This is a genomic window from Candidatus Obscuribacterales bacterium (genome assembly GCA_036703605.1).
Classification (GTDB): Bacteria; Cyanobacteriota; Cyanobacteriia; order RECH01; family RECH01; genus RECH01.
Genome location: DATNRH010000662.1, coordinates 1 through 12,333 on the forward strand (window position 1 = coordinate 1; position 12,333 = coordinate 12,333).

At 54.4% G+C, this 12,333-nt stretch carries 10 protein-coding genes; 3 read left to right on the forward strand and 7 right to left on the reverse strand.

The window, feature by feature from the left end:
* A partial coding sequence (locus V6D20_13865) for a DNA double-strand break repair nuclease NurA (GenBank protein ID HEY9816866.1) occupies window positions 1–868 on the forward strand: 868 nt, incomplete at its 5' end.
* A gap of 102 nt (window positions 869–970) precedes the next feature.
* On the opposite strand, the gene V6D20_13870 is transcribed toward V6D20_13865, so the two are convergent.
* The 6 genes from V6D20_13870 to nrdJ all read right to left on the reverse strand — a co-directional run bounded on the left by V6D20_13870 (window position 971) and on the right by nrdJ (window position 9,368).
* Window positions 971–1,654 (reverse strand): Crp/Fnr family transcriptional regulator, encoded by a 684-nt coding sequence (locus V6D20_13870; protein HEY9816867.1) that lies wholly within the window; start codon window positions 1,652–1,654, stop codon window positions 971–973.
* A gap of 358 nt (window positions 1,655–2,012) precedes the next feature.
* A complete protein-coding gene (locus V6D20_13875; GenBank protein HEY9816868.1) occupies window positions 2,013–2,867 on the reverse strand; it encodes an inositol monophosphatase family protein in 855 nt (284 codons plus the stop codon).
* Between the two features lie 344 nt (window positions 2,868–3,211).
* A complete protein-coding gene (locus V6D20_13880) occupies window positions 3,212–3,565 on the reverse strand; it encodes a DUF1257 domain-containing protein (GenBank protein ID HEY9816869.1) in 354 nt (117 codons plus the stop codon).
* A gap of 159 nt (window positions 3,566–3,724) precedes the next feature.
* Entirely contained in the window at window positions 3,725–5,233 is a 1,509-nt protein-coding gene (locus V6D20_13885; GenBank protein HEY9816870.1) for an AAA family ATPase, read from the reverse strand.
* Between the two features lie 170 nt (window positions 5,234–5,403).
* Window positions 5,404–5,754, reverse strand: a complete 351-nt coding sequence (locus tag V6D20_13890; protein ID HEY9816871.1) for a hypothetical protein — start codon at window positions 5,752–5,754, stop codon at window positions 5,404–5,406.
* Between the two features lie 296 nt (window positions 5,755–6,050).
* Window positions 6,051–9,368 carry a ribonucleoside-triphosphate reductase, adenosylcobalamin-dependent gene (gene nrdJ / locus V6D20_13895; protein HEY9816872.1) on the reverse strand — a complete coding sequence of 1,106 codons (3,318 nt, stop codon included), beginning with the start codon at window positions 9,366–9,368 and terminating at the stop codon, window positions 6,051–6,053.
* Window positions 9,369–10,098: 730 nt separating this feature from the next.
* On the opposite strand from nrdJ, the gene V6D20_13900 reads away from it, so the two are divergent.
* Entirely contained in the window at window positions 10,099–11,022 is a 924-nt protein-coding gene (locus V6D20_13900) for a pentapeptide repeat-containing protein (protein HEY9816873.1), read from the forward strand.
* A 133-nt stretch (window positions 11,023–11,155) separates the two neighbouring features.
* Complete coding sequence (locus V6D20_13905; protein ID HEY9816874.1) at window positions 11,156–11,845, forward strand: N-acetylmannosamine-6-phosphate 2-epimerase; 690 nt, start codon at window positions 11,156–11,158, stop codon at window positions 11,843–11,845.
* A gap of 34 nt (window positions 11,846–11,879) precedes the next feature.
* Here V6D20_13905 and V6D20_13910 read toward each other — a convergent pair whose 3' ends face one another.
* The gene (locus V6D20_13910) at window positions 11,880–12,320 is read right to left on the reverse strand and encodes a BON domain-containing protein (protein HEY9816875.1); all 441 of its coding nucleotides are present in this window, start codon (window positions 12,318–12,320) and stop codon (window positions 11,880–11,882) included.
* Window positions 12,321–12,333: the final 13 nt, after the last annotated feature.

Below are 12,333 nucleotides of genomic sequence, written 5' to 3' on the forward strand. Positions count from 1 at the left end.
TGCCGTAGATGGTTCACAAATCTACCCCAGCAAGGATCTATCCATCCCTGTTGCTCTAGTACAGGTGGGCTGGTTTGAGAACCTGCATCTGCCCACCGGCGATTATGAGAAAGATATCGAGTTAGATATCATGACGCCCCAAGAGTTACAGATGGGGGATGGCAGCCCCGCCGATCGCCAAGTCAACATGCGCCGCTTTGAAATGGAAACCCAAAAGCTGGTGCAATACATGAAGGCCCATGACCATAACCAAGATTGCTTGGTTTTTCTGGATGGTTCCCTGGTGGCATCTTTTGCGGAGGTGTTTGATGCCGACAGTCGAGCCTTTTACGTCCACTGCTTGCTGGAACTGCTGAGAACGAGTGAAACCTATCGCGTGCCCCTGGTGGCCTATATTGCCACCTCCGCCGCCGATGACCTGACCGTACTGCTGAAAACCCTGTTCCATTTACCCGACTGCAACCACATCCACGACTCCCAAGTTCTGAATCAATTTATGCAGTGGGGCGATCGCACCGCTCTATTCCGCTGTCAGCGGGCGGGCATTCTGAGCGTCTATGCCGAACAAAGCGATCGCATTGCCTTCACCTACCTCAAAACCACCCGCGAAGGCTACCCAGCCCGCCTAGAGATGCCCATCTGGATGCATGAAGAACCTGGTCTGGTGAACCGAGTGATGGACTGGGTACGTGGTGAGGTGGTGATCGGCAGCGGCTATCCCTATGTGATTGAAACTGCCGACCAAGTTGCTGTCCTGCAGGCCGAAGACCGGCAAAACTTTTACCGCATCCTCCAAGATTGGTCAGAACAGGAGGCCCTAAACCTACGCTTCTCTCAGAAAATGATCAGCAAAGTACGTCGCCGATAAGGCAGTCTACCGCTAGGGTTAGCCTACCCTCAGATAAGCTCACAACACGAGCTTGTCCTACGACACAAGGATGACCTTGGTGGCCGATTCAATCGGGTTAGGCTAGATCTTGCTGGCTAGATGGGTGAGTTGCTTGATGTTGTTCAAGTGAATCACTTGGTTAGCGTCATCAATGGTTAGCCAAGATTTATCGGTAAGTTTTTCCATAATCTTGGTGGTTTCATCGACGTTGATATCCGAGACATCCGCCAAATCCTGCAGCGGAATATTAAAGATATCGGTGCCTTCATCGGAGGGCACCCCGTAGTTTTCACCCAAATACACCAGCGTGTGGGCTAACTTGATGGCGGAGGGCTGGTGGCGTAGCTGGAAGCGCACGTTGGTTTGCCGCAGACGGCTGACCATCAGTTGCAGCATCCGGTGATGAAGCTGAGGATCTTTGAATAATGTCTGGATGAATCGCTGGGCAGAAACGCTCAGCAATTTCACCGGTGAGAGTGCAACCACATCGGTGGAGCGAGGAGACTCATCTAAAATAGCCATCTCCCCAAAAAAGTCGCCCTGTCCCAAGATTGCCAAGGTTACAACTTCGTCTCCCGCGTGGCGGCGAACCTTCACCCACCCGGATTCCACAAAGTACACCGCATTACCCCAAGCATCCTCCATTAAAACGGCACGCCCCGATGGATAGTCGTGCTCAACCGCAATGGATAATAACCACTCCAGGGTTTCTGGGCTGGCTGCGTTGAAAAGTGGGAAAAGCTCACTGAAAGCTTCAGTCTGCATGGAAGGTGCCCAAACCTCAAAAACTCACTACTTCGCCAAAAATGCTTTGAACCGTCTCAGCAGGTGGCAAGACTACCTCTGAGACACTGACAATGATCCTAAGCTATCACCGTTTGTCTAAACTATATTACCCGCAAAGTCTCCTAAATCTCCAATCTCTCCGGGATGAAACTCGATAAAACTTGCAGATGAGCCGGCATACATGTACGACCCATGGCGTGATGCTGCTTGGATAGGCTAGGCCAAGAGGTGCATTTGAGGATGCGTGACGGTGGTGGCCCAGGGCGATCGCCCTCCTCTAATCGAGCTAATCGAGCGGTTCCTATGCTTAGGCAGACGGTTTTGAGGCAGCCTATCTTTAGGCAGACTGGGCTAGAAATGCCTGGCGGATGGGCGATCGCAAGGCCTCAATATAGTGAGGCCAGCCCACCAAAATGGTTTGATGATGGGCTAAGGTCTCGGGATCAAGACAATCGGTGGTAAAGCCAATGGGTTGTCCGTCGAGATCACAGCAGGTTAGACCAGCGGCTTGTGCTAGGGCTAGGGGCCCCACGGTGTCCCATAGCTTAACGCGGCGGTTGAGGTAGAGGTAAAGCCCTGCCCGCCCCGTGACCACTTCCATCACCTTTAGGCCAAAGCTGCCTAGGGTCCGAAACTGCACGGCGGGCACCGCCCTTTGAATGGCATCACCAAATTGATGGCGATCTTTGTCGCCAATCAACATAGGGCAATTAGATGCTGAGAGCGGTGGCTCAACGGGGGTGATGGCTTCGGGGAGGCGATCGCCCCCTGCCTGAAACACGCCCCAGTCTAGCCCACCATAATAAAGACGATCGAGGGTCGGTGCATAGATCCAGCCGGCCGTCGGTTGGCTACCCTCTAGCAACCCCACCATCACCGAGTAATAGAGTCGCCCATGGATAAAGTCATCGGTACCGTCAATGGGATCAATGCACCAAAGGCGACGGTGACTCCCGTGAAACACCTGCCGCGATGCACTATTCTCTTCCGTCACCAAGCCATCCTGGGGAAACATTGCCCGAAAGGCTTCCGACAATCGTTGGTCGAGCAGGCGATCGACACTGGTCACATAGTCATCTTTGCCTTTTTCGAAGACCTGAAACTGTTCGGCTGCTAATTGTTTGGCCTGTTGACCACAATCTCTGACCAACCAGCGGATCTTTTGCGCTTGGTCAACCGAGAGATAGTGCATGGCGGAAAAAGATGGACGTTAGGGCAAGCATACAAAAGCAATCCAACAATGGTGTTGAGCAGGAGGGTAACCTCTTCCACCCCGACCTTCAATGAGGTGTCATCAGAGCGGGGCGTCGAAACGGCCGCTTAGCCCAGACGGGTCAGCTACCAATGCGATCGCTCTCCATCCTGGGCGATCGCACCTTAGCACGGGATTATGCCAATCCTCAACTCCTCGTTGACGCAAGTTGTCCTGACCGATTGCCCTTGCTGGAGAAAACAGCTCTATTCTCTGCCGTTGCCGCAAAAAACGGACTGATCCATGTTGGATCAGCCCGCTCATTTGGGAACGCTCAGAGAAGATTACTTTTGAACGACCAGCTTAACGTTAGCGTTTTGCAACCCAGGACGCTTGACTTCAGCCAAGGTCTTGTTCACAGCGTACTTTTGGTTAATGGAGTTAATCAATTCGGTTTGGTTGTGCTTTTTGGCTACACCCCAAAGATCAGCGATTAGGTCGAAGGAACCATCAGCGTTACGAGACCAGCCTAGATCGTATTCACCTTCGAGGGTAGCTACGATGTCAGCCCGTACACGTTGGCCATTGTAGCCACGAACATCAGCATTATTTTTGACGCCGATGCCGAGATCCCGTAGGGAAGACTTGAGGATTTCAGCGTCACTGATCTTGGTACGCAGGGTGCTAAAGTGAGACATGTCGGATTTCCTCCTGTAGAGAAATTGAGAGAAACAACGTCAAAGTAGATCGTGCCGTAGAGGTGTGAATTCTGCCGAGGTAAACCATACGGCGGGTTTCCTTAGCTGCTAGCCCGGAGGCTAACCTTTCTTCCTGTTGGGAGCAGGAAAGAAAGCTTGTTATGACTCCATTTGCATGTACTCTGCAAAGGATGAGGCGGCAGGGCGGGCGCGTTGCCTTGCCCAGTCGCGCAGGGCGGTCACCTGCTCACTCATGGTCTTCGAGAGGGGCAGAGTTGCCTTCACCGCTGCGATAATATCGAGCTGGTTGAAGTCACGCCCCTTGGCAAAGGCATCGTACATGGCTGCAATCAGCGCTTGTTCGATCTCTGCTCCCGAGAACCCGTCACAAACTTTGGCAAGCTGGCCCAGATCGAAGTGAGTAATGTCGGGCCGTCGCTTGGATAAATGAATTCTGAAAATTTCTTGGCGTTCTTCTGTTGTTGGTAGATCAACGAAGAAGATTTCATCGAACCGTCCCTTGCGGAGGAACTCACCGGGTAATCGCTCCACTCGGTTTGCCGTTGCCATCACAAACACGGGCGACTGCTTTTCCTGCATCCAGGTGAGGAACGAACCAAAAATGCGGCTAGAAGTGCCACCATCCGAGTCGGCAGATCCTGCGCCCCCAGCAAACGCTTTGTCAATTTCATCGATGAACAGAATTGCGGGAGAAATTGACTCGGCAGTTTTCAGGGCGTTGCGTAGGTTGGCTTCCGATTTACCCACGGTTGAACCATCATAGACCCGCCCCATATCCAATCGCAGGAGGGGCAATCCCCACAGGCGAGAGGTGGTCTTAGCAATCAATGATTTACCACAGCCAGGTACGCCCAAAATCAGCATTCCCTTTGGCTGAGGCAAGCCATATTCCCGGGCTCGCTCGGTAAACGCATTAGACCGTTGCTTGAGCCAGCGCTTCAGCTCCTCTAAGCCGCCCACCGCGTCTAGGGTTTCATCCTCTTCGATAAACTCTAGAATGCCGTTGCGCCGAATGAGCTGCTTTTTCTCAGAGAGAACAATATCAACCTCTGCTTCGGTTAGGCGTCCAGTGGTGACCTGTGCCTTGCGGTAGACCCGATCGGCTTCATCACGGGTTAGCCCTAGAGCTGCTTTCAAGAGCTTCTCCCGAACTTCGGTGGTAATGCGCCGCGATCGCACTTGGTCGAGATGTTGGGATAGCACCTGATTCAGCTCGGTCATGCTCGGCAGAGGATAGTCGAGCACGACGACTTCCTTCTCTAGCTCGACGGGCACCTGCTGCACCGGCGACATCAAAACAATGGTTTTTTGGGATTCTTTGAAGCTAGCGATCGCATCTCGGAGCCAGCGGGTAACGGCAGGCGAATCAACAAACGGATGGAGATCCTTGAGAACGTAGATTCCTGGTTCTTTTTGGCGAATGACCCATTCAACAGCAGCTTCAGGGGATACGGTGTTGTGCTGCGTGGTGCTGCGGGGTTGACCGTATTCCACGATGCCGTGGGTGACCGTCCAAATAAACACACGCCGCTGTGGCTTGGTCTGGGCAATAGTCGCGATCGCCTGCTCTGCACGCTCCTCTTCGGAGGTTACCAGGTAGATCAGCGGGTACTGAGCTTGAACGAGAATGCGGAGCTCTTCTTTCATAACAATTCAGACCTAACTAGCAACAGGGCAAATGCTGACCAGACCTGCAATTTGAGTCGAAGTCAAACCCACCTGCAATCGCCTTGCAACTTGCTTCACCTACTCTAGGTAAAGACTCGCGCATCAATGTCGGAACAGACAGCGGCTGCGAACAGGGCACTAATCACCACTTAACAAGGAACTAGCTCTTCCTCGCCCGGTTGACTCCGATTGGATGAGCGACTCGGATCAATGGATCCCACAGATAGCTCATCGTCGAGGATGCTTGGCTGCTGGACCAAAGGAGCCAGTTCGCCATCTCGCAACACAAGCGATGTAGAGCAGTCTGGACATTCATAAATCTGATGCACCTGCCCATGGAGGGCTTCTACCGCTTCCACCACCTCGGGATGGGCTAGGTAAAATTCAAGTGCTCGCTCAGCGATCGCAGACATGGGTTCAGAACTGACCGCCGCCGTGATCTTGAGCTGACGATGGAGTTCGGGAGGGAGATATAACGTAACCTTGTGCTTGTCTTGCATACAACAATCAGTGATTAATACCCGGGTATGCCAAAAGAATACGTGCCCTAACCCAAGGCTGTCAAGACGGTATGCCAGCATGACGGCATTTTTGTTACTTTTGTTTACATAAAGGGGCGATCGCTTTCCCGTTGTTTGTGGGGGTGCGATCGCCCTAATCCTTTGCCCATCAGGCTCTTTACCCTTTTGGTCTGCATTCAGCCAGGTCGGCCACTGGGTCAAACTAAAAGAGGTGCCCTAGGACACCTCTCAAGAGAGTTGAGGTTTACAGACCCCAACCTAGTTGGACTCAGTCTTTAGCCGGGCTTCTGTTCCGGCATCATGCACTTATCCGAATCGCAGCCCGCCGGCCCAGCTTCCATCAGCTCGCCCGCATCATAGCGACAGAGCGCCGCATAGAAATCATCAGTCTGCTGCCGTTGGAGGACTTGCTGTCGTAGTTCTTCGTAGGTGGCTTTGTCAACCGGCTCGAAGGGCAAGCGCGGGAAAGTTTGTAGGTCATCAAACCGTGCCAGCAGAGCGGCGGAAATATAGCCTTGGTCATCCCGAATCGCCTCATAGATACGAGTGGCTAGGGGCTCAATTTCCGGCTCCCGCAGTTCGATGGTGGCGCTGGTGTTGTGGGTTGTGTAATGCTGCTGCACCTGCATGTAGAAATCAAACTGAGCTAGGGCTGAGAACTTCGAGATGTCTACTTGGTCGGCCCCAGGGATATTAGCCCAGGGTACTTCCACCGGCAGTTCTACCAACCATTCCGTACAGCGGGGATCAAACGGATCGTTCAGCAAGTTGCCGGTTTCGTCCTTGTCCGACTGGGACGGAATCAGAGAATAGCCATAGTCGCGGCAGGCTAGGGCCACGGGGTCATCCTTGCGGAAAGTGATCCGCCGAATGAACCGCTGGGCCTTGGGCGGATGCCAGCCAGGTGAGGCTCCGGTCAACAGCGACTTCGTCCCCGCTGGCTGCACGGTTGTACAGCGATTGGGGCGCTTGATGCCGTGGCGATCGCAATAGTCCCAGACCACCTGATGGACAATATCTTTCCATCGTGAGAGATAGGCCTGCTCTTGAGCCTTGAACTCTAGACCGCGTACGGTATCAGGACGTCCCTCTGTCCACCAGTGCAACCACTCGACGCCAAAGGCGTTGACGAAGAAGTCAAACAATCCCGTGAAGCTCACTCCCACAATTGGGTCTTCAAGGCGTGACTGCCGGTAGCGTGGTTCTACAAACTGATGGTTCAACAAGGTTGCCACTGCCAGCGCACCCGCCGTAAAGGCTGCTTCTTGCTCTTGGAGGTTGTTGGGATCCAGTTGATTGAGGTGGATCTCAGCCAAGTTGCAATGGAACTGTTGACCAATAATCTCCCCACAGTTGTGGGCAACAAAGCCGTTAGCGTCGAAGCGGTTTGGCCCGGGTACGGTACAGTCATACACAGCTTCCACGCCATCCGCCACCACGTCGGCAACGGTGGTTGTAAAGCGCTCGCGGTTGAGGTTGCGTTTGTAGCCGTCTAGCAGATCGGCTAGCTTTGCGGCTTTGGCTGGTTCTTGGAAGCCGATGAGCTGCTGGAAGACCTGGAGGTTGTCCTTTGCAATAATCAGCTCATGCTGGGCTTGGCAGGGATAAGGCGCTAGATTGCGATCGCTGTCGGGCAACAAGCGATCGCCGGCGGGCCGCCGTTCTTGGTAGAGTTTGGCAATGATGCCCAAGCGAGCCAGCATCCGCTGCACTGCTTCTAGGATGCTGAGGTTACTCTGGGCTAGCCGCACGCTGATGCCCTTAGCTTGGCTGCCCTGCACGCTGCCATCGGCATCAAATAGCCCCCGCAAAAAGCCGCGATAGAAATCGTAGCTGCCTTGCTCAATCTGAGGCGTAACGGTTTTGTGCCCTTGAGTGATGCCAAAGTCTGCTGCTAACTTCGCAAGACCTGTAGATCCGACAACTCGATGCTTGAGTTGTTGATGGTAGCAAGCCTCTGCTGTCCGTCTTTCGTAGTCAACCGTTGTTTGCAAGGCAGCGATCGCATACTCACTCATCTCCACTTGGGACGTTTCCCAGTAGCGAAGCACGGCTACGTCGTTCCATTGCGTTTTCGCCAAGCTGCCATCTCCCAACAAGCTTCCCAAAAGCCAGCCAGCCTCAAACGTGCCGTTACCGTCCCAGGGCTGCAAGGTTCGATGATTGTGTAGCAGGATGCGATCGCCAGGCTGTAAGGTGTCTGCCTCGACCCATTCGGTATACTGAGCCTTTTGGGTTTGGGCCGTCACTTTCAGCACTTTGTGATTGCCGGTTAGCCGCAGAGCTCGCCCATCCTTAGTAGAAAGTTTAAGAACAGGCTTTGTACCCGAATAGAAAAAGCCTTCGGGGGTTGTGCTGAACAGCTCTCCATTTACGTAGGTGCTGTGTTGCTGCCCAATCAGATCTTTAACTTGCCGAGGCCCATCCCCCGTGTGTACCCAGGTATCCGCCGTCACACAAGGATTGAGTCCATAGCGCCCCTCTCCCTGGGCTCGACGTTCCGCCTCTCCAGCCCATTGAATTGCGCCTTCACCAGAGTAATACTGCTTACGCACCGCCGCCGTACATTCGTCTAGGCTGGGCTTGTGGTGAAACACTCGGGTGTGGTTGGCCATGCGCAACACATCCCGCTCTGGATCAATGCGCCAATTCCCGTTTTCATCTTGCTGCCATAAATTTTCTTTCGCGCTGGCAGCAACTTCGTCACCTTCAGCAAACTGACGCATCCCCGCACTGCGCCTAATGTTACCTGCCACCACGCAGGCCGCGGCTTCGTCGATCAGCAAGCAGCATTCCACCGAGGTCAACTGCCGGCCGATCGCTTTATTGAGAATGGTCGCACAGCGGGCGTAGAGCTTCGGTAGGCGGATGGGGTTAGCCATGCCTCCAAACCCCTTGAGGCGTTCTCCAGCCGGGCGGACATCGCTGAGGTCAATGGTCACCTGCACGGCGGCGTTGAAGCGTTCATCGCTGGCCAGCTCCAACACCGTTTGGTAGGACTTGACCCAACCCTGACGGCTATCGCCCACTTGGATCACCACGCGATCGCCCTCGATGGTGACGCGGGTTTCCTCTTGGCGATCGCTCACCGGCGTTGCACCGATTTCGCCCTGCATGTCAACGGTGAGCAGGTTACGAATGGCCGGCAGCTTGCCGATATAGTGCGGCTCCAGCACAGCTCCGGTGCCGCAGCCCATCATTGCCAAGTCCATCATCAGCCCAAAGGCACGCCAGTCGTCCACATTGGTGCTGGTGCAGTTGTAGGCTCCCGAGAAATTCTCTGGCTTCTTAATCCAGTCGGTGCCGCCCACCCATAGCCAACGGCCGGAGGGAAGGGCCTTCAACTCGGTTTGCATGCGCTCGATGAGAGCCGCTTCCTCGTCGGTTAGCTGGCCCAATTCCTTCAGCCCATTCAGGGTGCGATCGCACACCTGTTTCCAGGTTTCGCGTAAATTGGCTCCGTCTTCTCCACGGCGGCTATAGGTGCGATAAAACACCGAGTTGGCGGCAGGGGCGTAGTCTGGAAATTGACTGGCCTGGCGGGTTTGATCTGGATTGTCCTGCCGTTGGGGCGATATGCGGGATTGGATCATAGGTGTCGCGGTCGTGTCCGTTAAGTCTCATTTCTCTCATTTCATATAGTAGTGCTGCTAGATGCTTGGCCGTCAGGTGCCTTTCGGTCGCCTTGTTTCGACTGTGTCCCCAAACGCTTTTCCCAGAAAGGATAGAGAGAGGGCGTAAAATTTTTCAGGAGATCCATCCAGGCAGCGCACTACATCGGCTTTTCACCGAAACCCATAATCTTAACATCCTTTCGTACCCCTAAAATCCTGATTCCCGCCTTCTCGAACGGGATGAAGAGGGAAAGCGATCGCCCTTGATAACGCAGGTAAGCGCAATTATTGACTTTTTCTATGGGATGGCTTGGAAAGCCAAGATCACGCTTTACACTGGAGTCACTAAAATGAACGTATGTTGAGACAGTCCAAGATCTCTTGCAGCAAGGAAATAGATGAGAGATACTGCCTTCAATCCACATCAATCTATGGACAGCCAGACCAGACTCCAAGGATTTACGACGTCCTCTTCTTGGAGCCGCGTCAGAGGCGATCGCCCTTGTTGTGAGCGAGACGAATGGATGAGCGATCGCTAAAGCAGGTGGAGCGATCGCCCTTGGTAGTCGGTGGCATGGGTAACCGGCAGTTCTATCGGCTCGACAGCACCGACCTGCGACAGTTACGTTAGGGTATCAATGGCGTTGATCTTGCCAACAGGTCAGCTTTTCTCCGATGCAGAGATAGGATTTTGGGAACCTTATCGTCTATGAACGACCTAGAAAAATGCTACAAGGTTCTGGGGTTGCGGCCGGGCGCAACGGCAGAGGATGTACGGCAAGCCTATAAAAAGCTGGCCTTTTTGTGGCACCCCGATCGCGCTCCCAAGGATGAACCGGAGCGAGTGGCTGAGGCCCAGGAAAAGCTGAAGGAGTTGAACTACGCCCGTGATCGGTTGCGATCGCACCATGCCCATAATTGGCATCGGTCGAGGAAAAGTGCTGAGCGATCGACCGCGAGCACTGCACCCAATCCATCCTATTCGCCCCCGCCTAAGCCACCCTATTCACCACCACCCTACCAACCACCACCGCGCCCCACCTATCAACCCAGTCCATCTGCCCAGTCCGATGCCGCATCCTATTCGTCCTACCAAACGCCGCGCTACGCCCAACCCTCCCCCCGTCCTTACTACCATCCTCCCCAGTCCTACTACCCACCGCCCCCTAGCCACTACGCGGCCTATCGTCCCTATTCGCAAACGCCGCCCCATGCCTACTATCAACCGCCGACACCACCCTCCCCCCGTCCCAATGGCAGTGGCGTTGGGCAGAGCTTGAAGGGGGCAAACCTCAGCGGTCGGGATTTGCAAGAAAAGGATCTGTCTGGTCAAAATCTCAGTGGCGCAAACCTGAGTGGTGCCAATCTCAGCGACACCTTTCTCCACAAAATTGATCTATCTGGCGCTAATTTGCAGGGCGCTAAGCTCTTTCGGGCTAATTTACTCCAGGCCAATTTGCGCAATGCCAATCTGCGGGACACCAACCTGATTGGTGCTGACTTGAGCGGTGCTGATCTGAGTGGTGCTGACCTCACGGGGGCAAAGGTCGGTTTTGGTGACCAGGTTATGGTCAAAACCGTTGGCGCAAATCTCAGCGGCACGATCATGCCCAATGGCTCGGTGTATCACTAAATCTTCAGGTGTGGTGATCTGCGGAGATCTGTGATCACAGAGTTGGAGAAGGTTTGAAGCGATCGCCCTCGGCCTACCCCATGGCATAATCAGGGGCGTAGGTTGGCAAAGGCAATATCTCATGGTTCAGGCTATGGTTCAGTCTTCCGATTGGCAATCCAGGTTGCAGGGTGGTTTGGTGGTGTCTTGCCAAGCACCAGCCACCTCGCCCCTCCACCATCCCTCGGTGATTGCCGCTATGGCTGAAGCCGCTGTGCTACAGGGTGCCTTGGGGGTGCGGATTGATAGTCCTGCCCATATCGAGGCCGTCCGCCCGCGCATCTCCGCGCCGATTATTGGCCTCTGGAAGCAGCAGATTCCCAACTGCGACGTCTACATCACGCCGCAGATCGTTCACGCCAACGCGATCGCCCAGGCGGGAGCCGACATCATTGCCATTGACGCCACGACGCGACCACGCCCTGACGGGGAGACGGTGGCCGCTCTGGTTAATCACATTCACCATCAACTGCACAAGCCGGTCATGGCCGATGTGGACACCCTAGAAGCAGCGATCGCCGCTGTAGAAGCTGGAGCCGATTGTGTTGGTACCACCCTCTACGGCTATACTGCTGAAACTCAACACCTAAAACCACCTGGCTTTGAGTTGCTCAAGGATTTGGTTCAGCATCTTTCCGTACCCATCATCTGCGAAGGCGGCATTGCCTCCCCCCAGATGGCTCGCCAGTCCCTAGAGTTGGGGGCGACCTGTGTGGTGGTGGGCACGGCGATCACCGGCATTGATCTTTTAGTGCAGGCCTATTGCAAGACGCTGTATTCGTGACCTAGCGGGCGATCGCCATCCCATCGACTTGGACTTAGCCTACCGTCACTTGGCTGGTATCCACGGCCGTAGCCCCGCGTACCCCGCGTGCCACCGTCACCATGCGGTTGAGAATGCCCTGGCTGGGCACCGTGCCTTTCAGAACTACCGTGCTGCTGGTTTGAGCTACAAACAACGTGTCTACATCATCCAGTTGGTCATCTTGATCAAAAGATTGGGCGACGCGCTTCGCCAGACCACTGTCGTCATACTCACCATTGAGCCCGACGCGCTCTGGGGGAATGGTCTCGGGCGGCTTATTTGCCTTGGCAGCTCCGGTGTTGCTTGTGGCTTTTGCCGCATTGGCTTGACTGCCCAACGACTTGCCTGATGATATGGACGATGCCGCACTAGAAGCAGCGCTAGAGGCAGCGCTACTAGTACCTGATTGGGCTGTTTTTGCCCCAGTCCCCAACATTCGACTTAAAAATCCCATGGTTTCTAATCTT